The sequence below is a fragment of the Devosia sp. MC532 genome (genome assembly GCF_016461625.1).
Classification (GTDB): domain Bacteria; phylum Pseudomonadota; class Alphaproteobacteria; order Rhizobiales; family Devosiaceae; genus Devosia.
In genome coordinates, this window is the sequence record NZ_JAEMNZ010000002.1 from 38,978 (window position 1) to 63,028 (window position 24,051).

Here is a 24,051-nt window from a genome sequence, read left to right on the forward strand (position 1 = left end):
TTATACTGATCGAACAACACTTAAGGAGAGTACGAGATGGTGCAGAAGATCGTGGCGATAACGTCCGTCTGGGCCTTGATGGTTGCTGGTGCGGTGGCGCAGGGCGAGCCTGTTCCGGTCGGGGAAGCAAATGGGCGCGGGCAGGTGCCAGCGTTTGAAGGGCAGACGCGCTCGACCCAACCCGACAGCTTGCTCAAGACCAAGAGCACAGTGATTGCGCAGGGGCTGCCGCATCTCTGGGCCATGGAATTTCTGCCCGATGGGCGCATGCTGGTGACGGCCAAAGAAGGCGCGATGCATATTGTTGCGCCGGATGGGACGGTGAGCGCGCCGATTGCGGGCGTTCCAGCGGTTGATGCGCGCGGGCAGGGCGGATTGCTCGACGTGGCGCTGGCTTATGACTTTGAAACCTCGGGGCGGATTTTCTTCTCGTTTGCCGAGCCGCGGAGCGATGGCAACGGGACCAGTGTCGCCTCGGCGGTTTTGGTGGCGGGTGACAAGGGCGGCGCAGTGCTCGAAGACGTCAACGTTATCTTCCGTCAAACCCCAAGCTATGACGGGGATAAGCACTACGGCTCGCGCATCGTGCCAACCGCTGATGGGTCGCTCTTTGTGACGGTCGGCGAGCGGTCTGATCGTCCGATGCGGCCGCAAGCGCAAGAACTCGCCAGCGGTCTGGGCAAGGTGTTCAAGATCGATGGTGAGGGCAAGGCGGCGGCGGATAATCCGCTGCTTGGCGTTGAGGGGGCACTGCCGGAAATCTGGAGCTTTGGGCATCGCAATGCACAGTCGGCAACCCTTGATGGCGAGGGCCGGCTGTGGGTCGTCGAGCACGGCGCGCGCGGTGGCGATGAGCTAAACCTGCCCGAAGCTGGCCTTAACTACGGCTGGCCAGATGTCGCTTACGGCGTCGAGTATTCAGGGCAAGCCATTGGGCAGGGTGTGACCGCGGACGCAGAAACCCAGCAGCCGGTCTATTATTGGGACCCGGTGATCGCGCCTTCAGGCATGGCCTATTATGAAGGCAATGAATTCCCTGAGCTGGACGGCGCATTTCTGGTTGGTGGGCTTGTGGGCAAGGCCGTCGTGGTGCTGCACATGGATGGCGAACGGGTGAAGCACGAAGAGCGCATTCCTGTCGGCGCGCGCGTACGCGATGTGAAGGTCGGGCCTGATGGGGCGATCTATGCAGTGACTGAGGGCGGTGGCTCGACAATCGTGCGGATTAGCCAGGGCGACTAACGCCCGCCAGATCGGAGCGCGGCCATAGTGCTGCGCTCTGACTTTGCTGTGTTTAGGCGGCGCGGGTGACGCGCTGCTTTTCCAAAGCGGAGAGTATCCGGTCGATGCTGTAGGGTTTGGGAATAAAGATCGCGCCCTTGGGGAGGTCCTCGGGCTTGGGCGTGACGCCGCCAGAGACAATTACGATGGGCAGGCCGGGGCGATATTGGGACGCGAGGCGGGCCAGGGCCAAGCCATTGGGGCCGTCGCCCAGTTCGATATCAGTGATGAGCGCGTCGATGTTTTCAGCCATGCGACGGGCACCCGTGCGGGCGCTGCTGGCGGCAACGGCTTCCAAGCCGCGTTCGGCGAGATCGTCGATCAGGAATAGAAGCAGTAAGGCATCGTCTTCGACGACGAGGAGGCGCTTGAGTGGGCTCATGGGTCAGGACCTAGGTGGTGAAGGGTGACGCTGCGCATTCAAGGGCTTGGGTGGACGATGGTTGCGCCGAGATCGGGCAAGCTTGAGATTATGGTTAGCATTTGGTTCAAATTTTACGGAGTGAGCGGGTCGCTCGCTGACCCCTGTGCTTGCCCACAAAAAGAAAACCCCTCCGGTGGGAGGGGTTTGAGCGCTTAGAAGCGGCTGGACCAATCATCGACTTCCTTGCGGAGTTCGTCTTTGGTTTTCCCGTAACGCTCTTGAAGCTTGCCTTCGAGCTGTTCACGGTTGCCATTGATCTGGGCGATGTCGTCGTCAGTGAGCTTGCCCCACTGTTCCTTGGCCTTGCCAGCAAACTGCTTCCAGCCACCTTCGATACGGTTCCAGTCCATCTTCATTCTCCTTAGAGAGTTGCGATGGGTCCCCAATGGACGAGGGGGCAGAGCGTTCCCTTGATCGGAAACGGATTGGCTTAGGTTAATGGCGCGGTACGATAGAGGGCGACACGAATGCCGCCGTGCAGCACGGTGGGCAATTGGGGTTCAAATTTAAGACCGGTGGCCTGGGCGAGCTGCTTATCGGCGGTGATAATGCCAACGCGCCAGCCCTTGAAGCGGGTCTTCAGCACGGTGCCGAGGGTTTTGTGGACGGCGATCAGCGGGCCCTTTTGGCCAATGCGGCTGCCATAGGGCGGATTGACGATGATGATGCCAGGCTGCTCGCACGGTGGGGCGAGGTCTTCGATGTTCTTTTGCTCGAATACCGTGAGGGCTGAAACGCTGGAGCGTTCGGCATTCTCTCCAGCCATACGGATGGCGCCCGCATCACGGTCGGAGCCGTAGAAACGGATATCGGTCGTCTTGCTCGGCGGGACGGCAGCGCGCAGCTCGGCCCAAGCCTTTGGCTTGAAACCCGGCAGCTGTTCAAAGGCGAAGGAACGGGCGCGACCGGGCAGGAGACCAGCGGCGATTTCAGCGGCTTCAATCGGGAAGGTGCCCGAGCCGCACATAGGATCAAGGATTGGCTCGGAACCGTCGAAGCCACATTGGCGCAGGAACATGGCGGCCATGGTTTCGCGCATAGGAGCTTTGTTGACCGCTTCCTTGAAGCCGCGCTTGTGAAGGGACTCGCCTGTGGTGTCGACGCTGATGGTGACAAGATCGTCTTCGATGCGGACCATGATGCGAAGAGTTGCCTCTTCGGCGATGGGCGTGCCGATGGTTTCCGTGATCGCGGTGGCGACGCGTTGGGCGGCGGCCCCGGCGTGATAAATCCGCGAACGCTTGCAGCTGGCTTCAACTGTGATGGGAACATTGGGCTGGAGCCATTCGGCCCAAGGGAGTTTGCGTGAACGCTTATCGAGCTGCGCCAAGTGCATGGCGCGGAAATTGGTGAGGCGCACCAGCACGCGGGTGGCGCCGCGCAGGGTGAGATTGGCGCGCCAAACATCGCCCCACGTCCCCATGAAAGTAACGCCGCCATCAGTGACTTTGGCGTCAGTAAAGCCCGCTTGCACGGCTTCTTGAGCAAGTGGGGCTTCAAGGCCCGGCGTGGCGACGAGATAGATTTCAAGGAGGGAGGTGGTCATGCTGGTGAATTACCGGGGAGTGCGGCTAAGAGCAATGGGACATTGCTTCATCGGCAAATGACGATATAGTTGTGCCAGTTCTTTTAGCCGAGTTACGCCATGTCTGATGCAGAATATGTGCCGCCAAAAGTCTGGAAGTGGGATCAAAGCAATGGTGGGGCTTTTGCCAGCACCAATCGCCCAACGGCGGGCGCGACCCATGACGCTGTCTTGCCGCGCGGGAAGCATAAGTTTCAACTCCATTCGCTCGCGACGCCAAATGGCCAGAAGGTCTCCATCATGCTCGAAGAGCTGCTGGCGGCGGGACATGACGCGGAATATGACGCCTGGCTGATTAACATCGGCAAGGGTGATCAGTTCGGATCGGGCTTTGTTGAGATCAATCCCAACAGCAAGATCCCGGCGATGTGGGACTATTCAGGGGCGGAGCCAATCGCTCTGTTTGAGAGCGGGTCTATCCTTGTGCATCTGGCCGAAAAGTTTGGGGCGTTTTACCCCAAGGACACAGCCAATCGCGCGCAGGTGATGAACTGGCTGATGTGGCAGATGGGCAGTGCGCCTTTTGTTGGTGGCGGGTTCGGGCATTTCTATGCCTATGCACCGGTAAAGCTTGAGTATCCGATCAATCGCTATGCGATGGAAACCAAGCGCCAGCTCGACGTGCTCGATAAGCAATTGGCCAAGAACAAATTCATCGCGGGCGACGAATATTCGATCGCCGATATCGCCATTTTCCCTTGGTATGGCGGCTTGGTATTGAACCGCTCTTACAATGCGGGCGAGTTTTTGGATGTGGGCATCTACACCAATGTTATTCGCTGGGCCAAAGAGATCGACGCACGTGAGCCGGTCAAGCGCGGGCGGTGCGTCAACACCGCTTGGGGTCCGGAAGATGAAATGCTGGCGGAGCGCCACTCTGCAGCGGACATTGACCGCGTGCTGGCCGTCCGCAAGGAGCGCGGCACAATCTAACGCTAATGGAATATCAACGTCATCGAACCCTCGCTTCGGCGGGGGTTTTTGTTTGCACAGCGTTTACGCCGTACGCCGAGTTTGCAGTTTTGCACCAATTTTTTCGCCGTTTGCCACGGCGTTAGCTACCTGTTGGGGGCTGAAGTACACCCCCCGTTAAGTCAATACGAGGCAATATCCTTACGCGCTAAGCGGTTGCGCCGTTTTTTGTCGCTCGTGTCGTAATGTATTAGGTCGGTCACCTCCATGCGTCTTATCTTGGGAACCATCGTCGTTTTTGCCTGCGTTTTGGGCAGCTATTATATGATGGGTGGACATGTCGAGGTTCTGTGGCAACCTTGGGAATTCGTGATCATTCTGGGTGCTGCGCTTGGTGCCTTCATCATTGCTAACGGCGCGCCTGTATTGAAGGCCGTGCCGGGCATGTTTGGCTCGCTGTTTAAGGGCCCAAAATACGACAAGACCGCATATCTGGAACTGCTCGGCATGCAGTATGCCATGTTTAAGATCGTCCAGCAGAAGGGCATCTTGGGTATCGAGTCCCATATTGAAGACCCGCACAATTCCACGCTTTTCAACGCGTTCCCAACTTTTGCCAAGAACCACCACGCCGTGCAGTTCGTGTGTGACTACATGCGCATGGTGACGATGGGCGCAAACAATGTGCACGAAATTGAAGCGTTGATGGATGAGGAACTGGAAACCCACCATCAGGAACAAGAGCGCAATGTGACCGCGATGCAGGCATTGGCCGATGGTACACCAGCTCTTGGGATCGTTGCGGCCGTTTTGGGCGTGATCAAGACCATGGGTGCGATTACCGAGCCGCCAGAAGTTTTGGGTCACCTGATCGGCGGCGCGCTGGTGGGGACCTTCTTCGGCGTGTTCGTTGCTTACGGCTTCTTTGCACCGTTCACCCAGTCCCTGCGTTCCACCTATGAGTCGGAAGGCAAGTACTTCCTGTCGCTCAAGGTTGGTATGCTGGCCCATATCGGCGGTCAGCCGCCGGTGATGGCGATCGAATTTGCCCGTAAGGCGCTGATGAGTGAAGTTCGTCCGACCTTCAACGAAGTTGAAGCGTCCACAGCTAACCTGCCGGCGACCAGCTAAGGTCGGCGGAAAGGAGAAGCCAGAATGGCGGACTTAGAACGACCGATCATCATTAAGAAGGTCAAGAAACACAAACACGCCCACCATGGTGGCGCTTGGAAAATTGCTTATGCCGACTTCGTGACGGCGATGATGGCCTTCTTCCTGTTGATGTGGCTGATCAGCATGACTACGCCTGAGCAGAAAGAAGGGCTGGCGAACTATTTCGCGCCCGCTTCTGTCAGCGAAACCATGAGCGGGGCCGGTGGTGTGCTGGGCGGCACGGCGATGGCACGCGACGGCAATATGATGTCGGGTTCGGTTGAAGAAGTGTCGCTGAGTTCGCTGTCGAGCCCAACGGGTTCGGCGCAGAACACCGCTGACGTGAATTCTGGTGGTCCCGATCGGAGCCAGGGCGAAGAAAACGCCGAAACTGCTGAAAGCGCGGAATCGATGCGGGCGACCGAAGATCGTTCGTTCCACAGCGCTGCGGCGAGCATTAAGCAGGCCTGGCAGTCGCTGCCGGAGCTGACCCCATTTGCAGACAATCTGCTGGTTGAAGAGACCGAAGAGGGCTTGGACATCCAGATCGTCGAGCAGCAGGGGGCGCGCATGTTCCCGGAAGGCTCGAAGTATCCGGTGGAGCCAACACGTCTGGCTATCTCGGTGATTGCGCCGATTTTGCAGGGCCTCAATGCGCAGGTGTCTGTTTCAGGCCATACGGCGGCAGGTGGTCGTTTTGATAACCCGCGCTATGGACCTTGGGAATTGTCGGCGGATCGCGCCAATGTCACGCGCTCGATCTTGAGCGAGTTTGGTTTGAGCGATGATCGGGTGAAGTCGGTGATCGGCCGGTCGACGGACGATCCATTCTTCCCCAATGACCCTTATATGGCTGCCAATGAACGGGTGAGAATTACCGTTCTGCACCAAGCGCCACCGGTTCCGGTAGGCCTCACGCCATAAAGAAAAGGCGGTGTCTGTGGACACCGCCTTTTTTGTTTTAGGCGACCGTCAGGGTGACGTCGACATTGCCACGGGTGGCATTGGAATAGGGGCAGACCTGGTGGGCCTTTTCCACGAGAGCTTCGGCCTCGGCGTGATCAAAGCCTGGAATGCTGACCTTGAGTGCGACGGCGATATTGTAGCCAATGCCCTTGGCGTTTTCGCCGAAGGAGACGGACGCGTCGATGGTGGTTTCGTCTGGGATTTTCACCTTTTCAGCGCGGGCAACAGCCTTGAGCGCGCCGAGGAAGCAGGCGGAGTAGCCAGCGGCGAACAGCTGTTCGGGATTGGTGCCCGGGCCGTCATTGCCGCCCATGGCCTTGGGCGTATCGAGAGTAACTTCTAGGCGGCCATCGTCGGTCTTGCTGGTGCCAGTGCGGCCGCCAGTGGTGTGGGCGTGGGCGGTGTAGACTGCAGATTTGATGCTCATGACAGTTCTCCTTGAAGATGGATAATTCATAGTGCGCAATCAAATTGCGCGCAATTTATTTTTTATGTAGGCTGTTTTTGCAACTTAGCGAGGGTAGGGCGATGGCTGACGAGACCATGCCGACGATCGACAATATGCTGTGTTTCGCCGTCTATGCGGCGGGGCATGCCTTTACGCGGTTTTACAAGCCGAGGCTGGATGCCTTGGAGCTGACCTATCCGCAGTACCTCGCTTTGCTGGTGCTTTGGGAAAGGGATGACATCACAGTCAAAGCGCTCGGGGAGAGATTGTTCCTCGATAGTGGCACAATAACGCCCTTGTTAAAGCGGCTCGAAGCGCGGGGGCTGGTGACGCGAAAGCGCGATGCGGATGACGAGCGGCAGGTGCGGATAGGGCTGACCGAGGCGGGGCAGGGGCTCAAAGCCAAGGCTTTGGCGGTGCCACTGGCCGTGGCCAAGGGCACAGGATTGGCGATGGACGATATTTCGGCCATGCGCGCTGAGCTACTGGCCTTGCGCGAGCGCTTGGATGCGGCGCTGGCAGAAAAGTAGGAGAGAGGCCGGAGCCTCTCCCCCTGAACCGTTTAGAGCGCGATGCGATAGATGCCGAAACCGGCTTCATCGGTATCGCCGGTCGCTTCGATCTTAACGGCAGTGACATCGGCCACTTTGTCGGCGGCCTTTGGGCCGGTGGCAAAGAGCACAGTGGTGTCGCCGATTGGGGCGAGGGACCAATTGCTGTCGGCCTTGGGGTCGATGGTGCCCTGCTCGATGATGTAGCGGACGATGATATCGCGATTGGTATCGGGGCCGATGAAGATGATTTTGTCCGGGCCAATGCCGGGGAAACCGCCGCCGCCGCCAGCGCGATAGTTATTGGTGACGACGATGAACTGCTGCGCCGGATCGATGGGCTGACCGTCAAATTGCAGATCAACGATACGGTTCGCGTCGGGGTTTTCGAGCGCACCGCCATCCGCAGCATATTTCGACGGCTGGGTGAGATCGATCTTATAGGTGACCCCGTCGATAACGTCATAATTATAGGACGGGAAGGCGGGGTTGATCAGTTGGGCGTCGGTCGCGCCTTTTTCGATCTGGTTGAATATGCCCGCTGAGCGTTCAAGCCAGTTTTTCACGTCCGCACCGGTGATCAGAACTGCTTGGATGGTGTTGGGATAGAGATAAAGGTCAGCGACGTTTTTGATCGCCACCGGGCCGACGGGCACGTCGGTGTAGTAATCCGGACCACCACGGCCGCCAGCTTTAAACGGCGCACCGGCGGAGAGGATGGGCAGCATTTCCCATTCGGTGCCAATCATCATTTGCGTCAGATACCAAGACTGAGCCTGAGTGACGATTTGAATGGATGGGTCGTCGGCGACGAGGGCGAAATAGGAATGGAGCGGGGCCGAGGTTTCGCCAACCGGACGACGGATATAGTCCAGCGTTTCCTGATGTTCGGTTGCGACGGCAGCTTCAACGGCCGGGAAAGACACGACGGTTGGGACGTTTTTATTGTCGATGCGTTCGACAATCGGGCGGGCTTCGGAGGTGTGCGAGGCGATGGTCCATTTGCCACTCGCATCCACTTCGAGCAGCAGATCAACCAGACCCATGTGGCTGCCCCAGAAGCCCGGCATAACGGCTGGCTTGCCGTTGAGTGTGCCTGCCACGGTGTCGACGTCCTCGATGCCTTCATAGTCCTTGCCGGGGAAGACACGGTGGTGGTGGCCAGTGAGGACAACGTCGATGCCGTCAACAGCGGCCAGTTGGAGCGCGGCGTTTTCCATGCCGGGGACATGGGGGCCAGCTTCTATGCCCGTGTGGGCGAGGGCGACGACAATATCAGCGCCTTCTTCGCGGATTTTTGGTACCCAAGCTTGGGCGGTTTCGACCATGTCGCGGACGACAACCTTGTCGGTCAAATGGGTTGAATCCCAAGTGAGGATTTGCGGGGGGACGAAGCCGATGACGCCGATTTTGATCGTGTGTTCAGCGCCCGAGCCATCAAGGAGGGTTTTCTCGATGATTTTATAGGGCGCGATATAGGTGTCGTCGTCGGTTGGGTCTTCGCCCAGATCTACGCCGCGCACGACATTGGCCGAAACATAGGGGAATTTTGCGCCCGCGAGAGCGCGGTCCATGTATTCGAGGCCGTAATTGAATTCGTGATTGCCCAGAGTGGCAGCGTCATAGCCCAAGGTGTTGAGGGCATTGATGGCGGGATGGATATCACCCTGATTGAGGCCCTTTTCATAGGCCATGTAATCGCCCATCGGATTGCCTTGGATCAGATCGCCATTGTCAAAGAGCACGGCATTGCCCGCTTCGGCGCGGATGTTCTCGATGATTGTCGCGGTGCGGGCGAGGCCCATCGTGTCATTGGCGCCGTCGGCGTAATAGTCATAGGGCAGGATGGCGACGTGAATATCGGTGGTTTCGATGATGCGCAGATGGGCCTGATTGGCTTGCGCAAAGACCGCGAAGGGATGCAGGGCGACTGCGGCCCCGACACTGGCGGAGCCGGCGAGAAACGCACGGCGGGAAATGCTCGGGAAGAAATTCATGCTTACCTCTCCTCTGACCAATGCTTGTGCGGGGGCGTGCTCCCGAACCCGGCTTTTCGACCGGTCATTGTGCGCCAGTTTTCCTAGCGTGGTCTCTTCATGGCGGCGTGCTGTGACACGGCAATGACGACGACGTGAGGAGCGTAGGACGGTTTTGATCGCTTGGTCAAAGCAAATGAGGAGATGAAATTGGCGCGGAAAATCAATGCCTTAGGGCGTGTCTGATACACACCGAAATGCGCGTGAAGGGAATAAAACTACGGCCTGACAGGGAGTTAATGCGCCGGGCGAGCAGGGCGGATCGCGCCACGGGGCGGCGCGATAACAAATCTCGGGTCTGTGCTTATTGCAGTCCGACCGCGTCGACGTGGCCAGAGCGGCAGGTGTGGCGTTGCGGCGTGCCTGCGCGCACGAGATCGGCGAAATCGTCTGGTGAGGTGATTTCGCCCGCAAGCGCGATGCGCAGTTCGGTGATGATGGTGCGGTTGCCATCGGTCTCGCAATCCATGGCGACACGGTCGCCCGCACCACGGCCAAAGCTGGCATCAAAGGCGGCACGGACCTGATCAATGGCGACGCGGCGGCCAATGCTTTCCGAAAAGAGGTGCGCGACTTCGGAGTCGTTGAGGGCCTGCATAAGAAAGAGCGAGGCGTCGATATAGTCGCGCTGGGTGCCATCATAGCAGGTGCCGTGTTTGACCCATTCGTGGCGATCAAGCCCTGAGGCACTGCCGGGCATGACGACGTCGAGTTCCCGACGTTGGGCGATGGTGAGGTCAAGTTGCGGCAGGTCGCGCCAACGACCGTCCTGGCTGGCGTAGCGGTCGCGATTGGAGACGTCGCAGTATTCGGCGTCTTTGGGCTGTGGCCAGAGGCCATGCAAAGTGAAGTTTGTCGCCTCAAAGCTATTGGGGCGCTGATTGCGGCACTCGGTTTTGCGCGGTGCGGTTTCGCAGAAGGCCGGCTGCCAGTTGGCGGCGAGAATATAGTGTTGCTTGGGCGCTGATGCGGCATTGCGCGTTGGCTGACTGGGGACTTCGCCCGTGAGGGCAGGAGAGGACCCGCATGCGACGCTCACCCAGCGCAAATCGGGCTGCGCTCCGGGGACCCGAACACGCACATGGGTCGGCGGGGTGCGGTTGCCCGCGAGCAGCTCGTACTGCGTGCCAGCCTTGGTGGTGATGTTGCCGGGATTGGTTTCGCGGCTGATTGATTGCAATGCTGGGCAGGCTTCGGCGGCGGTGAATGTGCCCGAGAGAGGGACCTCCGCGTAGGCTGGAGCGCAGATCAAGGCAAAGGCAAGAGTGGTCAATCTGCGCAGCATGGTGGTCCTCGGATAGTACTTGGTCAGTCTAACGGAAATTGTCGCGGAAATGCAAAGTTGGACTAGGCTTCTTCGACATCGATTGGCTGCGCTTGAGAAAGAAGCGCGGGCCAATCATCGGGCGGGGTGCCACCGTCTAGCATGGATTTAAAGACGTGATAGGCGTCGGTCTTGGACCCGTATGTGCGCAAGGAATTCTCGTCATTCACCCAAGCGTAGATGATTATCTTGGACGCGGTATCGTAGCGGAAGAACAGTCGGAACCGTCCGCCACCGAACTTGGCGCGGAACCAATGCTTGTAGTCCGGTCCCAGTGTTGCCCCTTGCCTGTAGACGGTGGCGGTCGGATCAGAAGGAATGATTTCGAAGGCTAACCGATAGAGCGCCGCGAGAAGCTTGGTATTGGCGTTTTGCGCGTAGGTGTCGGGCTTTTTGGCCTTCAGGACCTGAACGGCCGCAGTGAGTTTTTCGAGTTGTTGAACAAACAGCGGATGGGCAAGCAGGGTCCAACCGTTGACGGTGAGCATGCTAAAGCACCGTCTCGCCGTCGATTGACTCGCCTGGATCGCTTTCAAGGTCTGCTACCAGCGCGGCAACCCGAGAGAGCAATTCTGGCGTCAGTGGGACGATGGACCGTTGGGGATTGGCCGCCATGTCTTGAGCGAGGAAATTGAGGAAGCTGCCGACGACCGGGTCTGTAGCCTCGTCCTCAACTTTTTCGACAATGACACGGCGCTGCGCATCAACGGTGAAGGTGATGCGGCCACCGTAATCGACGCCCAAGGCCTGACGCACCGATTTTGGTACGGTGGTTTGGCCCTTGGCGGTGATGGTGCTTTCTTCTTTAAGAACCGATGTCATCACGCAACCTCTCATGGAATGCAAAAGGTAATGGAAATTCCTTACCTTTGCAATATTGCGACTACATGGGTTCGTCAGCGCACTAAAGCTGGATCGACGAGTGCGCCTTTGTGGCCGATGACGATGCCTGCGGTGCGGTGGGCGGCCTGAGCGGCTTCGGTGATGGATTTGCCTTGCAGGCGCGCGGCGAGATAGGCGCCGTTAAAACTGTCGCCAGCGCCGGTGGCGTCGACCACGGATGCGGCAGGGGGCGGGGCCATGCGGACGCGCTCGGTGGCGGTGGCGATGAGGGCTTCTTTGGAGCCGTCTTTGACGACAACTTCTTCAACGCCGAGCTCGAGATAACGGTTGGCGGTGTCGTCCACTGTCGCGTCGCCGAAGAGGGGGGCTTCGTCGGTGTGGGTGGGCAGGACAATATCGCAAAGGCTGGCGGCAGCAGTGAGCACAGAGGCCATGACGCGGGGCGACGACCAGAGAGCGGGGCGCAGATTGGTGTCGAAGGCGATTTTGGCGCCATTGTCGCGCGCTTTTACGATGGCGCCGAGGAGGCGGCCGCGGGCCTTGGGGGCCAGAATGGCGAGGGTGATACCGGAGAAATAGACGAGGTCTGCGCCTTCAACGGCAGCGGCGAGGGCGGATTTATCGTCGGCAAGAAGTTTAGCCGCAGACATGTCGCGCCAATAGGTGAAGTGACGATCGCCTGCTTCCTGGTGGATCATATAGAGACCGGGGCGGCGGGCCGGGATGGTCTGGATATGATCGGTGCCGATGTTGTTGGTTTGGAGGAAGTTACGAATGTCGCCGGAGTATTTGTCAGCCCCCAGAGCGGTGACATAATCGACTTTCCATGCGTCGGGGAGGAGGGCGCGCAGGTACCAAGCGGAGTTGAGTGTGTCGCCAGCATAGCCAAGGCGATAGCTGCGATCTTCGCCGCCGCTCATCTCGATCATGCACTCACCGATGGATACGATACGCTGCGACACTGCCATTCCCTCCAAATGTCTTTGCTCGCTTATGCAGGTGCGGTCTTGCGCGAGCAAGATGGGATCATTAAACAGGCTCCTAACCTGCGTCAAACTTCCATACAAGATGGTGTGGATATGAGGAGATCGATTTGAGCAAGCAACGCCTCAATCAGAAGACCGTGTCGACTTTGGCGGCAGGCATTACTGTTCCGAATTATGACCGCAGCGCGGTGACGGCAGGGATCGTGCATCTGGGCATTGGTGCGTTCCATCGCGCGCATATGGCGGTCTATGTCGACGATCTGCTGAGCAAGGATCCGAGCTGGGGCATTGTTGGCGCGAGCTTGCGTCGCCCTGACACCAAGGACGCTTTGGAGCCGCAAGACGGGCTCTATACGATTGCTGTGCGCGACGCTGCGGGGACACATCCGCGCGTGATTGGCTCGATTCTTAAGGTGATGGACGCCAATACTGAGCGCGACGCGCTGCTCGACTTAATGGCGAGCCCTGAGGTTCGCATTGTGTCGCTGACGGTGACAGAAAAGGGCTATTGCTACGAACCTTCGACGGGTGATCTGGACCTGAACCACGCCGATATCCAGCACGATCTGAGCAACCCGAGCGTGCCGAAATCGGCGCCGGGGATGCTGGTGGAAGCGCTGGCGCGTCGTAAGGCGGCAGGGATCGCGCCGTTTACGGTGATGAGCTGCGATAATCTGCCGAACAATGGGCAGACGGCCAAGCGCATCGTCACAGCATTTGCGGCCAAGCGCGATGCGGAACTGGGCGAATGGGTGAAGGGCGTTGCTTTCCCATCGACCATGGTTGATCGCATTGTGCCATCCACCACCGATGCCGATCGCGAAGAGGTTGCGAGCCTGATCGGGGCGGAAGACGCGTGGCCGATCATGACTGAGCCGTTCACCCAATGGGTGATTGAAGACTATTTCCCAAATGGCCGTCCGGCGTTTGAAGAGGTCGGGGCGCAACTGGTGCAGGACGTTGAGCCGTTCGAGCATATGAAACTGCGCATGCTCAATGGCTCGCACTCGACCATGGCCTATGCCGGTTATCTCGGTGGCTATGAGTATATCGCAGAAGTGGTTGGCGACGAAGACTACCGCGAGCTGGTGCATGGGTTGATGACGGAAGAAGTCATACCGACCCTCGACATGCCCGGTGTTGATCTGGAAGCGTATCGCGATCAGTTGCTCGCGCGTTTTGCCAATCCGGCGCTAAAGCATCGCACTTGGCAGATTGCTATGGACGGCTCGCAGAAGCTGCCGCAGCGCTTGCTGGGGACGATCCGGGATCGCCTTGCGGCGGGGCAGAGCATTGATCGTCTGGCTTTGGGTGTCGCGGCGTGGATGCGCTATGTGATGGCGATCGACGAAGAGGGCAATGAGATCGACGTGCGGGATCCGTTGGCGCTGAAACTGCTCGCTATAGCGGCAGACGCAGGCGAGGATCCGGAAGCCTATTTCAACGGGCTGGTGTCCATCCAGTCGATCTTCGGCACCGATCTCATCGATAATGAGGTATTCCGCAACGCTGTGCTCGAGCAATTATGGAGCTTCTGGCAAGACGGGGCGCATGAAACCGTTGCCAATTATCAACTGTCGGCGCAGGAATAGCGACAGAAGCAGAGCGAATGCGAAAGGCGCGGGAACTTCACCCGCGCTTTTTTACTTTTCATCTGTGTTGAAAGAATTTTTGAGAGGCGCGACATGAAGTGGCGTGGGAGGGAGCGCAGCTCCAATGTGCAGGACCTACGCGGTCAACGTGGCGGCGGTGGACTGGGCGGTGGCTTTGGACAAGGCCAGCGTGGCGGCTTTCGCATCCCTATGGGTGGCGGCGGCGGCGGTGGTGGCAAAGGCGGGATTTCCGGTCTGATCGGCATTGTCGTCGTGCTGGGCATTATCTGGTTTGCGACGGGGCAGAACCCGCTGGATATGCTCGCAGGCGGCAGCGGGGCTGGTTCGAGTTTTGCGCCGTCATCATCGAGTTCTCGCCAATTGCCGGCTGAGGGCGAAGATGAACTTGCCGATTTCGTCGCTGTTGTGGTTCGGGAAACCGAGGACCTCTGGAACGAAGAATTCGCCAAAATCGGCGAGGATTATCCTGAGCCAAATGTTGTGCTGTTCACCAATGCGGTGAGCACGGGCTGTGGCGCAGCGGACTCCTCGGTTGGGCCGTTCTATTGCCCGGCGGATAGCAAGGTTTACATTGACCTGAGCTTTTACGACGAGCTGCACCGCAAGTTTGGTGCGCCCGGCGACTTTGCGCAGGCCTATGTGTTGGCGCATGAAGTGGGCCACCACGTTCAGAACCTAACTGGCGTTCTGCCTCAGTTTAACCAGCGCCGGGCCAGCATGAGCCAGGAACAGGCCAATGCCTATTCGGTGCGCGTTGAGCTGCAGGCAGACTGCTATGCAGGTGTTTGGGCGAACCACGCTGGGCAGCAAAACCTGCTCGAAGGCGGGGACATTGACGAAGCACTGAACGCGGCCAATCAGATTGGCGACGATACGCTGCAAAAGAGGATGCAGGGCTTTGCCGTGCCTAAGACGTTCAACCACGGCACGTCGGCGCAGCGTAAAGACTGGTTCCAGCGTGGATATGAAACCGGCGATCCCGGCGCCTGCGATACGTTTACTGGCAACGTCTAAGTTTGTGATTTATAGGTCCGGGCATAGTTTATTGCCCGGGCCTTTTTCTTATGAGCATCCCTAAAGTCGTACACTTTACGTGGAAGACAAAAACTCTAACGAAGTTTGCGCAGCGCACTTGGGATGAATGGCAGCGAACGCACCCCGATTTTGAGCTAAAGCTCTGGGACGATGCGGATTGCCGGGCGTTGATTGCCGAGCATTATCCGGAACACCTCTCCACCTATGATGGCTATCGCTCGGGGATTTTCCGCGCCGATGCGTGGCGTTTTTTCGTGCTGCATCATGAGGGCGGGATTTATGCCGATCTCGATGTGCTGCCCAAGGCGCGGATTGATGAGCTGATCGAGGAGACAGAGTGTTTCGTCGGCGCGGAGCCGGAACGCCATGTCGAAGAGAACGACGGGCTGTATCGCGGCATGCCGTTTGTGCTGTGCAATGCGTTCATGGGCTCGGTGCCGGGGCACAAGTTCTGGGAACGCTGCATGGACGCGATGGCGCGCTGTGCGGCCAGCAATGACGTGGTGGATGCGACGGGGCCGCGTCTCGTCAATGGCGTGGCGCTGCGAGCGCCCAAGGACGAGCGGCCAGATGTGCTGCTGCCGGATCGGTGGAGCCCCCAATCGGGGCATGGCACGTTCGCGCCAATGTCGGACGCTTATGCGGACGCTGTGGAAGCTGAGTTCACCGTGATCGGTCGGGGGAAGCCGACGCTCGTCTCGCACCTCTGGCGCAACAGCTGGTTCATGCCCTTTTTCTATAAGGGGCCAGAATTCTGGAAGGTGCCAAACAAGATCCAATGGTGGTGGCGTCGTCAGACCAATCCGCAGATTGCACAGACGAAGTTTACGGCGGCGCGTCGGATTTTCCATAAGCAAGAGTTTGCTCGGTTTACCGACTGGCCTGAGGTTTTCGTGGCGGTCGATTTGGGGCAGGGCGGGGACGCTATTGGCACGGTGTTGACGTCGATCACTTATGATCGGGAAAAGCTGAGCTTTGGGCTGTTTGGCGGCACGCCAGAAGTGATCGGCGCGGTGAGCGCGAAGCTGGCAGCGGCCGGATTTGGCTTTGAAGTGTTCCCGGCGACCGAGGGCGCGGCCCAGCAACACAATGGCATGTTGGCGGCGGCGGGAAGCAAGCACTGCCTCATCCTTGACGGCAGGCTGGTGGAATTGGCTGCGGGCGCTGTAGAGGCGCTTGTGGGCGCGGATAAGGGCGTTGTGACGCTCGATGTGGTTTCGCCGACGGGTGAGAGCCGCAATGAGGATACGCTGCTGTATTCAGATTTGATTTTTAAGGGATTGTATCGGGCCGGGGCATTGGGGGGCGTCGTCTCGCGCGTGGCCTCTCCTTCAGGTCTGCCGCTGGTCGATTTGCGTCCCCTCCAGATCGCGCCGGTGACGATTGTTGGCACTGACGTGATGTTTGTGCGCGCCGATGTGATTGCGGCGGGGGTTCTGTTTGCGGTGGAGCCGATGAAGTTCCACCGCGATGCGGCAGGGCTGGCGATTGCGGCGCGTGATGCGGGCTTTGATGTTGCGGCGCTGCCCAATGTTACCGCGGTGACGGGGCGGTAAAAGCGCTTGCGAGAATACCCCCACCTAACCTCCCCCTGGTAGGGGAGGGACTGGTTCGAGAACTTGGCGGCACCTGACGCTTGATACAAAAAACCCGGCCGGAGCCGGGTTTTTCTTTTTCCGTGTCTTACGCTGCTGCGCCGGGAGCTTGGTGCTCTGGGAGCTCGGCCATGCCCTTTTGCTTGCGGACATGGTTGAGGAAGCGCGTGAAGAGGTAATGGCTGTCCTGTGGGCCTGGGGAGGCTTCTGGGTGGTACTGAACCGAGAAGATCGGCTTACCATCAACCGCAAGGCCAGCATTGGTGTTGTCGAACAGCGAGATGTGGGTCTGGGTGACGCCAGCAGGCAGGCTTTCGGCGTCCACAGCAAAGCCGTGGTTCATAGAGGTGATTTCGACCTTACCAGTGGTGAGATCCTTCACAGGATGGTTCGCGCCGTGGTGGCCCTGATGCATCTTGGATGTGGTGCCGCCAAGAGCCAGACCGAGCAGCTGGTGACCTAGGCAGATGCCGAACATTGGCTTGCCGGATTCCATCAGCTTCTGAATGGTTGGAACAGCGTAAACGCCAGTCGCTGCCGGATCGCCGGGGCCGTTGGACAGGAACACTGCGTCTGGATTGTGCGCGAGCACGTCCGCTGCGGTTGCAGTGGCCGGAACAACAGTGACCTTGGCCCCCTGATCAACGAGGCAGCGCAGGATATTGCGCTTGGCGCCGAAGTCGATGGCGACGACGTGGAAGTCTGGGTTTTCGAGGGCGCTGTAGCCCTTATTCCATTCCCAGCTGGCTTCGTCCCAATGATAGGTCTGAGCCGTGGTGACTTCCTTGGCAAGGTCGAGACCTTCAAGACCCGGGAAGGCGTTGAGTTCAGCCTTGATCGAGGCTTCGTCGAAAATGCCCGATGGTTCGTGCGCGATCACGCCGTTCGGCATGCCGTTTTCACGGATCAACGCAGTGAGGGCGCGGGTGTCGATGCCGGTGATGCCGACGATGTTACGCTTCTTGAGCCATGCGTCGAGCTTTTCAGCGGCGCGATAGTTCGAAGGATTGGTGATGTCAGCCTTGAGCACGACACCACGGATGCCGGAGAGGGCAGCCATGTTAACGGTTTCAATGTCTTCGTCGTTGGTGCCGACATTGCCGATGTGCGGGAAGGTGAAGGTGATGATCTGGCCAGCGTAGGACGGGTCGGTGAGGACTTCCTGATAGCCGGTCATGGCGGTGTTGAAGCAAACTTCGCCTGCCGAATGACCGACGGCGCCGATGCCCTGGCCTTCAAGTCGCGTGCCATCAGCCAGAATTAGAACTGCGGTCGCGGGTGTGTTTTGCCAGCCGGTCACTTTGGGTCTCCAAGGCTCGGTTTATACGGTCGCGCGACAAGGACCTAAGCTTGGGGCCTAGCGTGTCGCGCAGTGAAGATGTCGGTTGAGGCCTTTCCTTAGAAGGCCAAAGCGATCAACGCAAGTGGCGTAGCTGCGCTTTAATGCCTATATGGGGGCAAGATTTTGCATAGCAAGGAGCCAAAACCACATGCGCGAAGACATCAGCGAGGGTCTGAAACAGGCTCTTAAAGCCCGTGATCAGCGCCGCACAGCAACATTGCGCGCAATCAATGCGGCGGTGCAAGACCGTGACATTGCAAATCGCGGTGATGGCAAGGGTCCAGCCACGAATGACGAGGTTTTGGGCATTATTCAGAAGATGGTGAAGCAGCGCGAAGAGAGCTTCGCGATCTATGTTGGCGCCGGTCGCGCCGATCTCGCCACCGTCGAGAAGGAAGAAATTGATATTCTCAATGAGTTCCTGCCTAAGCCTTTGACCGAAGAAGAAGTCTCTGCGGCAATTACAGCAGCAATTTCTGCCGTAGGGGCCGAAGGGCCAAAGGACATGGGCAAGGTTATCGCCCAGTTGCGCGCCGATTATCCGGGCCGAATCGATTTTGGTAAGGTGAGCGGCCAGGTTCGCTCGACTCTTTCGGCCTAATCACGCCACCAATCTGAGTGAAGCGATCTGGACCTGATTGCGTCCGGCTCGCTTTGCTTCATATAGCGCCGCATCGGCGCGGCGTAGGGCGGCAGGGAAAGTTTCCTCTGGGGAACCGAGCGCCAAGCCAATACTGACCGTCGCGAATTTGCCTTGTGGGCCACCGGGAATGCGCAGCGCAACGAATGCGCGCCGAATGCGGTCGGCAATTTGCTGAACGTTATCTCTGCCCTCAATTTTGACGACGACGCAGAACTCTTCACCACCCAATCGCGCGATGGGGTCTTCATTGCGAAGGTGCTGTTTGAGGACGAGCGCGAACTGGCGCAGGACGCTGTCACCATATTCGTGGCCGAATTGGTCGTTGACCTGCTTAAAATGGTCGAGGTCAAACATGATGACCGCATGACCTTCGCAGGACGGCACAGCCTCTAGACGATTAAAGAGGGCGCGGCGATTGAGGACACCCGTTAGTGGATCGGTATTCGCTTCGTCCTTGTGTAGTGCAGCGGAACGCGCATGGTGCAGAGTCAGCGTAAGGGCGCCAATGGTCGTCGCCCCGATCAGCGACATGACCGTGTTGAAGTCTTCTGCCCAGTTTTTGGGGATAGTGGTTAGATACCAGCTCTGCTCTATCAGAATTACGTAGGAGCAGCTGAGGAACGAAATGCCGGTGAGAGTGTAGATAAAGGCGTTGGCGGTGATCGCTAGTCTTGATTCTTTGCGGGCGCGCCAACTCTCAAATGCGCAGAGCAAAAGAATGACCCCTGAAGCCCCGTTGAGCATGAGGGCGCTGACGCCTGACAAGTTCACAATGGCAGGGGCGAGCGCGAGGGCCACAGAGCTGACTGCGGCTACGACGGGTGGCAAGATGCTCGATGACTCGGAGCGGAAACGCCGTGTTGCCGAATAGATGCCGCTGAGGCCGACAAGCACGATGCAAAAGGGCGTTAAATTGTACCAAGGGGTGTAGAGACCACCCATGAGCGTCATAGCCGTAAGTCCGATGACGACGACAGCGACACCGAGTGCGCCATGGGCGAGGAACGTCTGCGTTCTTGAGTAGTGCCAGCCAATTCCCAGAGCTATCGCCAATGACGCGCTAGAAATGGCCACCGCTACGCGCAGCGTCTCTAAGTCGATCATCGTACGGCCCCCCTAGGGAGGTTAGATAGGAAGGAAGTCCGTACGATGTGTTAATTTAAACTGACAAATTGTTTGCTCGTCAGTGTTTGTGGTTAGTGCGCAACAATTATGGTGTCGGCATCGCCAGTAGGGGGGCGATTGGTGCTCTTGGCTTCCCAGACCACCGAAATGACGGCGAGCAGAAGCGCGACGGTGATGACGACCGTGCCGACCCAAGGCAGGTTGTGATAGCCCATGCCTTGCTCAAGCAGATTGGCGGATAAGATCGCGCCCACGGCAATGCCGACGTTAAAGCCGGTTGGGATCAGCGACGAGGTCAGGTTTGGCGCGTCATTGGCCCAGAGGAGCATGCGCGACTGCAAGGGCGAGCCAAAGGCAAAGTTGACGCCGCCCCAAATGAAGGTGGTGATGCCCATGGCGAGCGGGTAGGGCGCCACAAAATAGAGCGACGCGAACAGCAGGACTTGGCCGGCAAGAACGAGGACAATGGACTTGCCGAGGTTCCAATCGGCCAAACGCCCGCCCAGAAACACGCCGATGGTGGCCCCGACACCGTAGATCAGCAGCATGATCGGAACCATTTCTTCCTCGAGGCGCGTCACTTCGAGATAAAGCGGGGCGATGTAGGTGAAGACGGCGTATTGTGCCAGCATCACAAAGGTCGCGATGGCGAGGCCCAGATAGACCTGCTGACGGCCGAGCGCCTTGAATTCGCGGGCAAAACTAGACTGGGTTGATTCAGAACCCGCAGTCTTGGGTAGGAAAACGGCGATGACGATTGAAGCGATAAGGCCGAGAGCACCCACAGCCCAGAACGTCGCGCGCCAATCGAACAGCTGACCAATGGCCGTGCCCAGCGGCACACCGATGACATTTGAAACGGTGAGGCCGGAGAGAACAAGCGCAACGGCAAAGCCGCGACGCTCGGGCGGCACCAGACCGGTGGAAATCACGAAGGCCATGCCGAAGAATGCGCCGTGGAGCGCCGAGACGAAGACACGGGCCGTCATGAGCAATTCAAAATTGGGCGCGATGGCGCAGAGCGCCTGACCCACGGCGAAGAGTGCGCCGAGCACAACGACTGTGGTCTTGCGATTGAACCTCTTGGTCGCCAGCGTCAGCAGCGGACCAAGGACGGCAATGCCGATGGCGTAACCGGAAATGAGATAGCCAGCGACGGGAACGGAGACGTTCAGGCCGAGGGCGACTTCGGGGAGCAGGCCGGCAATAACGAATTCAGCTGTGCCGAAAGCAAAAGCAGTCAGGAAAAGCGCGAGGAGAGGCACAGACATAAAAAGGCGACCGGTTTGGGAGGGGCGGGTGCTGCATCCCATGTGCGGGGGCAAAGGGCAACGGCTAAATCGCCGCTGGTTAGCCCGTGGCATCTGATGCTTGCGCTCTTGCGCCACTGCACAATGGGCGTAACGTGGGTGTCGCAGTTAGGTGACGGCAGGATAGCCGTCAAAGAGGGGAATGCCGATGCCTGTGTCGTCCGAAACCAAACGCCGCTTCGCTTTGATTACAGCGCTGCGGGGTCTTTTGATGTTTGTTGGGGGCGTTTATGCCCTGCTGGTGCCTGCCGAGGCACTGACCGTTTTGGTGCTCTTTGGTGGCGCGCTGTTGTTGATCGATGGTGCCCTTGGCCTGTGGAGCCTGACCTTCGGGGGCGGCAAGAGCGGCAATTATTGGTTTGACGTTGTGGCCAATGCAGCGTCGCTGGTGCTGGGTATTGTCATTTTGATCAGCCCGCTGCTGGCGACGGTTTTGACCGTGACATTCATGTCCACAATGGTGGGCTTGGTCGCCATTGTGGTCGGGGTGATGCAGATTGTGGTCGTAGTGCGCGAGCGCGATAGCTACGCACGAATTTGGCCCGTGGTGTTGGCCGGGATTTCCTATGTGTTGCTGGGGCTCGTGTTCCTGCTGTTCCCGATGCTGACGGCAGTGGTGAGCGTGATGTTGGGCGGCGTCTTGTTGATCGCCTTCGCTATTGGCCTATTTGGCTGGGCCTGGCGGCTCTACAAGGCGAGCAAGGCTTAAGCGACGCATTGGGCGCTTGTCCCGCTAGGCCGGGATGAGCGTCCAGACGAACCACAGCGTCAGCACAACACACAGCACGGGGCCAATGATTAAAGCGGCAAGCATGGGCTTTGGCGTTTTGCGGTTTGGTCGCATGTATAATCAAAATCCTGAGCCGTGACTTTCGGAGGGTTAGACCCTAAGTACTCTATATGCGCTTTTCCGATCATTTCTTGGATGAAATTCGTCAGCGCCTGCCGATAACGCAGGTGGTGGGCGAACACGTGCTTTGGGATAAGCGGAAATCGCAGCCCGGCAAGGGCGACATGTGGGCCTGTTGTCCGTTCCACGGCGAAAAGAGCCCAAGTTTTCACGCGGACGATCGTCGCGGGATCTATCACTGCTTTGGCTGTGGCGTGAGTGGGGACCACTTCCGGTTCCTCACTGAAAAGACAGGGATGAGTTTCCCAGAGGCCGTCGAAAAACTAGCGAGCATGGCTGGTGTTGCGATGCCGGCGCGCGACGAGCGCACGGAGCGTCGCGAGGCCGCACAGCGTTCGTTGATCGATGTGATGGAGCTGGCGACGCGGTATTTCGAGGCGGCGCTGGCGCATAATATTGGCGCGAGAGCGCGGGGCTATCTGTTTGAGCGCGGCGTGTCGGCCGCGAGCCAGAGCCGGTTTCGTATCGGTTTTGCTCCCGACAGTCGCAATGGCTTGAAAGAACATCTGGCGGCGAACGGGGTTTCGGCGCAGGCGATGATCGATACCGGCCTCGTGACAAGTCGTGATGGCGATCCGCTGACCTATGATCGGTTCCGCAACCGCGTGATGTTCCCGATCACCGATCTCAAAGGGCGGGTGATCGCCTTTGGTGGTCGGGCGATGAGCGCGGATGTGCCAGCGAAATATCTCAATTCGCCGGAAACGCAGCTCTTTTCCAAGCGGCAAACGCTCTACAACGGTCAGACGGCAAAGCGCGCGGCCTATGAAGGCGCGACGGTCGTGGTGGTTGAGGGGTATCTCGACGTTATCGCGGCGGTGTCGGCTGGCTTTGAAGGCGCGGTGGCGCCGCTCGGCACAGCGCTGACCGAAGAGCATGTGCAATTGCTCTGGCGGATGAGCGACGCGCCGGTGTTGTGCTTTGACGGCGATAAGGCCGGGCAGAAGGCGGCGCATCGCGCGGCCGATATCGTGTTGCCGCATTTGCAACCGGGGAAGACGGTCAAGATTGCGACCTTGCCTGAGGGGCAGGACCCCGACGATTTGATCAAGGCGCAGGGGCGTGGCGCATTTGCCGATGTGATCGAGAAGGCGCGCAGCCTGTCGGACACGATCTGGAGCATTGAGACGGGCGGGATTGTGCCCGAAGCGCCAGAAGAACGCGCCGCATTGCAGGCACGCCTTCGTGATCGGGCCAAATCCATTCAGGATTCCAATGTGAGCTTCCACTACGCGCAGGCGTTTGATGAAAAGCTCAAGGCTTTCTTTGCGCCGATCCGGCAGCAAGGGCGGCAGGGGAATTGGAATGGCGGCGGTAAGCCGGCCTATGGGCAGAGCGGGGGCTATGGTTTTCCTTCACGGGGGACGCCCAAGCTGGTTGTGTCTGATACTTTGCGCAATTCGCGCCTCGTCCGCAGCGGCGCGGCGACCGTGGATGCTACCCCGCGCGAAGCCACAATTATTTTGACGCTGGTTAATCACCCCTCGCTGGTCGAGGATAAGTTCGATGCGCTAGGTGCGTTCGACTGTGAAACGACTATTGCACAGAAAGTTTTGAGCGACATTTTGGCGCTGGTCGTGCGCCATCATGATATTTCTGCAGAAGATTTACGGGCAGCTTTGGGTGTGCGCGGGCATGGTCCAGCGCTCTACCGAATGAATGAGATTTTGAAAGTTCAGGGCGTCTGGCAAGTTGATACCGAGGTGGCGGCAACAGACGCCGAAATCGGTTTGAGTCACGCCTTGGCCTTGCATAAAAAGAAAGTTGAGCTAAATAGAGAGCTCAAAGCAGCAGAAGCGGCGCTGGGCGAAGACCCGAGCGAAGAAACCTTTGAACGGCTGCGGGACATCAAGAACCAAATTACCACTGTCGATGGCACTGAAGCATTGATTGAAGGTTTTGGTTCGCTATCTGGACGCGCAAGTCGCAGTTTTTAGAGGCTAGCTTCTAATTACGGGCGAATTGCGCGA

23 protein-coding genes are annotated in these 24,051 nt (G+C 58.6%); 11 read left to right on the top strand and 12 right to left on the bottom strand.

Features of this window, described 5'->3' with window-relative positions; translation table 11 throughout:
• Window positions 1–36 precede the first annotated feature (36 nt).
• Window positions 37–1,242, top strand: coding sequence for a PQQ-dependent sugar dehydrogenase (locus tag JHC09_RS03205; protein WP_199530798.1), 1,206 nt, complete (start codon window positions 37–39; stop codon window positions 1,240–1,242).
• A gap of 52 nt (window positions 1,243–1,294) precedes the next feature.
• Here the strand turns inward: JHC09_RS03205 and JHC09_RS03210 are convergent, their stop codons facing one another.
• From JHC09_RS03210 to JHC09_RS03220, 3 genes are all read right to left on the bottom strand, one after another.
• Entirely contained in the window at window positions 1,295–1,663 is a 369-nt protein-coding gene (locus tag JHC09_RS03210; protein ID WP_169196470.1) for a response regulator, read from the bottom strand.
• A 194-nt stretch (window positions 1,664–1,857) separates the two neighbouring features.
• Entirely contained in the window at window positions 1,858–2,055 is a 198-nt protein-coding gene (locus JHC09_RS03215) for a CsbD family protein (RefSeq protein ID WP_169196469.1), read from the bottom strand.
• Window positions 2,056–2,135: 80 nt separating this feature from the next.
• Window positions 2,136–3,251 (bottom strand): class I SAM-dependent RNA methyltransferase, encoded by a 1,116-nt coding sequence (locus JHC09_RS03220; RefSeq protein ID WP_199530799.1) that lies wholly within the window; start codon window positions 3,249–3,251, stop codon window positions 2,136–2,138.
• 99 nt (window positions 3,252–3,350) lie between these two features.
• Here JHC09_RS03220 and yghU point away from each other — a divergent pair, with 99 nt between their 5' ends.
• The 3 genes from yghU (at window position 3,351) to JHC09_RS03235 (ending at window position 6,278) form a co-directional block, all read left to right on the top strand.
• Window positions 3,351–4,223 carry a glutathione-dependent disulfide-bond oxidoreductase gene (gene yghU / locus JHC09_RS03225; RefSeq protein WP_199530800.1) on the top strand — a complete coding sequence of 291 codons (873 nt, stop codon included), beginning with the start codon at window positions 3,351–3,353 and terminating at the stop codon, window positions 4,221–4,223.
• Window positions 4,224–4,469: 246 nt separating this feature from the next.
• Window positions 4,470–5,333 (top strand): flagellar motor stator protein MotA, encoded by an 864-nt coding sequence (motA, locus tag JHC09_RS03230; RefSeq protein ID WP_199530801.1) that lies wholly within the window; start codon window positions 4,470–4,472, stop codon window positions 5,331–5,333.
• Window positions 5,334–5,357: 24 nt separating this feature from the next.
• Window positions 5,358–6,278, top strand: coding sequence for a flagellar motor protein MotB (locus JHC09_RS03235; RefSeq protein WP_199530802.1), 921 nt, complete (start codon window positions 5,358–5,360; stop codon window positions 6,276–6,278).
• A 37-nt stretch (window positions 6,279–6,315) separates the two neighbouring features.
• On the opposite strand, the gene JHC09_RS03240 is transcribed toward JHC09_RS03235, so the two are convergent.
• The gene (locus JHC09_RS03240; RefSeq protein WP_199530803.1) at window positions 6,316–6,747 is read right to left on the bottom strand and encodes an organic hydroperoxide resistance protein; all 432 of its coding nucleotides are present in this window, start codon (window positions 6,745–6,747) and stop codon (window positions 6,316–6,318) included.
• A gap of 101 nt (window positions 6,748–6,848) precedes the next feature.
• Here JHC09_RS03240 and JHC09_RS03245 point away from each other — a divergent pair, with 101 nt between their 5' ends.
• On the top strand, window positions 6,849–7,298 hold the full coding sequence (locus JHC09_RS03245; protein WP_199530804.1) for a MarR family transcriptional regulator: 450 nt from the start codon (window positions 6,849–6,851) through the stop codon (window positions 7,296–7,298).
• Between the two features lie 32 nt (window positions 7,299–7,330).
• Here JHC09_RS03245 and JHC09_RS03250 read toward each other — a convergent pair whose 3' ends face one another.
• From JHC09_RS03250 to JHC09_RS03270, 5 genes are all read right to left on the bottom strand, one after another.
• A complete protein-coding gene (locus JHC09_RS03250; protein WP_199530805.1) occupies window positions 7,331–9,316 on the bottom strand; it encodes a bifunctional 2',3'-cyclic-nucleotide 2'-phosphodiesterase/3'-nucleotidase in 1,986 nt (661 codons plus the stop codon).
• A gap of 343 nt (window positions 9,317–9,659) precedes the next feature.
• Complete coding sequence (locus tag JHC09_RS03255; RefSeq protein WP_199530806.1) at window positions 9,660–10,640, bottom strand: ribonuclease; 981 nt, start codon at window positions 10,638–10,640, stop codon at window positions 9,660–9,662.
• 62 nt (window positions 10,641–10,702) lie between these two features.
• The gene (locus JHC09_RS03260; RefSeq protein WP_199530807.1) at window positions 10,703–11,167 is read right to left on the bottom strand and encodes a type II toxin-antitoxin system YhaV family toxin; all 465 of its coding nucleotides are present in this window, start codon (window positions 11,165–11,167) and stop codon (window positions 10,703–10,705) included.
• Window position 11,168: 1 nt separating this feature from the next.
• Complete coding sequence (locus JHC09_RS03265; protein ID WP_199530808.1) at window positions 11,169–11,501, bottom strand: type II toxin-antitoxin system PrlF family antitoxin; 333 nt, start codon at window positions 11,499–11,501, stop codon at window positions 11,169–11,171.
• Between the two features lie 74 nt (window positions 11,502–11,575).
• A complete protein-coding gene (locus JHC09_RS03270) occupies window positions 11,576–12,484 on the bottom strand; it encodes a sugar kinase (protein WP_248306517.1) in 909 nt (302 codons plus the stop codon).
• A gap of 131 nt (window positions 12,485–12,615) precedes the next feature.
• Between JHC09_RS03270 and JHC09_RS03275 the strand changes: the two genes are divergently transcribed.
• The 3 genes from JHC09_RS03275 (at window position 12,616) to JHC09_RS03285 (ending at window position 16,712) form a co-directional block, all read left to right on the top strand.
• Window positions 12,616–14,100: a mannitol dehydrogenase family protein gene (locus tag JHC09_RS03275; protein ID WP_199530809.1), complete on the top strand. Its 1,485-nt coding sequence runs from the start codon at window positions 12,616–12,618 to the stop codon at window positions 14,098–14,100.
• A 93-nt stretch (window positions 14,101–14,193) separates the two neighbouring features.
• Window positions 14,194–15,135, top strand: coding sequence for a neutral zinc metallopeptidase (locus JHC09_RS03280; protein WP_199530810.1), 942 nt, complete (start codon window positions 14,194–14,196; stop codon window positions 15,133–15,135).
• Between the two features lie 50 nt (window positions 15,136–15,185).
• The gene (locus JHC09_RS03285; protein WP_199530811.1) at window positions 15,186–16,712 is read left to right on the top strand and encodes a glycosyltransferase; all 1,527 of its coding nucleotides are present in this window, start codon (window positions 15,186–15,188) and stop codon (window positions 16,710–16,712) included.
• Between the two features lie 127 nt (window positions 16,713–16,839).
• Here JHC09_RS03285 and carA read toward each other — a convergent pair whose 3' ends face one another.
• The gene (gene carA / locus JHC09_RS03290; protein WP_182394129.1) at window positions 16,840–18,051 is read right to left on the bottom strand and encodes a glutamine-hydrolyzing carbamoyl-phosphate synthase small subunit; all 1,212 of its coding nucleotides are present in this window, start codon (window positions 18,049–18,051) and stop codon (window positions 16,840–16,842) included.
• Between the two features lie 190 nt (window positions 18,052–18,241).
• On the opposite strand from carA, the gene JHC09_RS03295 reads away from it, so the two are divergent.
• A complete protein-coding gene (locus JHC09_RS03295) occupies window positions 18,242–18,694 on the top strand; it encodes a GatB/YqeY domain-containing protein (protein WP_199530812.1) in 453 nt (150 codons plus the stop codon).
• Here the strand turns inward: JHC09_RS03295 and JHC09_RS03300 are convergent, their stop codons facing one another.
• Together JHC09_RS03300 and JHC09_RS03305 are read right to left on the bottom strand one after the other, a co-directional pair.
• Complete coding sequence (locus tag JHC09_RS03300) at window positions 18,695–19,840, bottom strand: GGDEF domain-containing protein (protein ID WP_199530813.1); 1,146 nt, start codon at window positions 19,838–19,840, stop codon at window positions 18,695–18,697. It abuts the gene before it with no gap.
• Between the two features lie 92 nt (window positions 19,841–19,932).
• On the bottom strand, window positions 19,933–21,132 hold the full coding sequence (locus tag JHC09_RS03305) for an MFS transporter (protein WP_199530814.1): 1,200 nt from the start codon (window positions 21,130–21,132) through the stop codon (window positions 19,933–19,935).
• A 187-nt stretch (window positions 21,133–21,319) separates the two neighbouring features.
• Here JHC09_RS03305 and JHC09_RS03310 point away from each other — a divergent pair, with 187 nt between their 5' ends.
• Window positions 21,320–21,880, top strand: coding sequence for a DUF308 domain-containing protein (locus tag JHC09_RS03310; RefSeq protein ID WP_169196450.1), 561 nt, complete (start codon window positions 21,320–21,322; stop codon window positions 21,878–21,880).
• Between the two features lie 191 nt (window positions 21,881–22,071).
• Complete coding sequence (gene dnaG / locus JHC09_RS03315; protein ID WP_199530815.1) at window positions 22,072–24,018, top strand: DNA primase; 1,947 nt, start codon at window positions 22,072–22,074, stop codon at window positions 24,016–24,018.
• Window positions 24,019–24,051 lie beyond the last annotated feature (33 nt).

What these genes read in the sequence shown, in the direction of transcription:
- JHC09_RS03300 (WP_199530813.1), bottom strand. Translation starts at nt 19,840, where the DNA reads ATGATCGACTTAGAGACGCTGCGCGTAGCGGTGGCCATTTCTAGCGCG.
- JHC09_RS03215 (WP_169196469.1), bottom strand. Translation starts at nt 2,055, where the DNA reads ATGGACTGGAACCGTATCGAAGGTGGCTGGAAGCAGTTTGCTGGCAAG.
- JHC09_RS03260 (WP_199530807.1), bottom strand. Translation starts at nt 11,167, where the DNA reads ATGCTCACCGTCAACGGTTGGACCCTGCTTGCCCATCCGCTGTTTGTT.
- yghU (WP_199530800.1), top strand. Translation starts at nt 3,351, where the DNA reads ATGTCTGATGCAGAATATGTGCCGCCAAAAGTCTGGAAGTGGGATCAA.
- JHC09_RS03295 (WP_199530812.1), top strand. Translation starts at nt 18,242, where the DNA reads ATGCGCGAAGACATCAGCGAGGGTCTGAAACAGGCTCTTAAAGCCCGT.
- JHC09_RS03220 (WP_199530799.1), bottom strand. Translation starts at nt 3,251, where the DNA reads ATGACCACCTCCCTCCTTGAAATCTATCTCGTCGCCACGCCGGGCCTT.
- JHC09_RS03250 (WP_199530805.1), bottom strand. Translation starts at nt 9,316, where the DNA reads ATGAATTTCTTCCCGAGCATTTCCCGCCGTGCGTTTCTCGCCGGCTCC.
- JHC09_RS03265 (WP_199530808.1), bottom strand. Translation starts at nt 11,501, where the DNA reads ATGACATCGGTTCTTAAAGAAGAAAGCACCATCACCGCCAAGGGCCAA.
- JHC09_RS03235 (WP_199530802.1), top strand. Translation starts at nt 5,358, where the DNA reads ATGGCGGACTTAGAACGACCGATCATCATTAAGAAGGTCAAGAAACAC.
- JHC09_RS03285 (WP_199530811.1), top strand. Translation starts at nt 15,186, where the DNA reads ATGAGCATCCCTAAAGTCGTACACTTTACGTGGAAGACAAAAACTCTA.
- JHC09_RS03280 (WP_199530810.1), top strand. Translation starts at nt 14,194, where the DNA reads ATGAAGTGGCGTGGGAGGGAGCGCAGCTCCAATGTGCAGGACCTACGC.
- JHC09_RS03255 (WP_199530806.1), bottom strand. Translation starts at nt 10,640, where the DNA reads ATGCTGCGCAGATTGACCACTCTTGCCTTTGCCTTGATCTGCGCTCCA.
- motA (WP_199530801.1), top strand. Translation starts at nt 4,470, where the DNA reads ATGCGTCTTATCTTGGGAACCATCGTCGTTTTTGCCTGCGTTTTGGGC.
- JHC09_RS03240 (WP_199530803.1), bottom strand. Translation starts at nt 6,747, where the DNA reads ATGAGCATCAAATCTGCAGTCTACACCGCCCACGCCCACACCACTGGC.
- JHC09_RS03205 (WP_199530798.1), top strand. Translation starts at nt 37, where the DNA reads ATGGTGCAGAAGATCGTGGCGATAACGTCCGTCTGGGCCTTGATGGTT.
- JHC09_RS03310 (WP_169196450.1), top strand. Translation starts at nt 21,320, where the DNA reads ATGCCTGTGTCGTCCGAAACCAAACGCCGCTTCGCTTTGATTACAGCG.
- JHC09_RS03305 (WP_199530814.1), bottom strand. Translation starts at nt 21,132, where the DNA reads ATGTCTGTGCCTCTCCTCGCGCTTTTCCTGACTGCTTTTGCTTTCGGC.
- JHC09_RS03210 (WP_169196470.1), bottom strand. Translation starts at nt 1,663, where the DNA reads ATGAGCCCACTCAAGCGCCTCCTCGTCGTCGAAGACGATGCCTTACTG.
- JHC09_RS03245 (WP_199530804.1), top strand. Translation starts at nt 6,849, where the DNA reads ATGGCTGACGAGACCATGCCGACGATCGACAATATGCTGTGTTTCGCC.
- dnaG (WP_199530815.1), top strand. Translation starts at nt 22,072, where the DNA reads ATGCGCTTTTCCGATCATTTCTTGGATGAAATTCGTCAGCGCCTGCCG.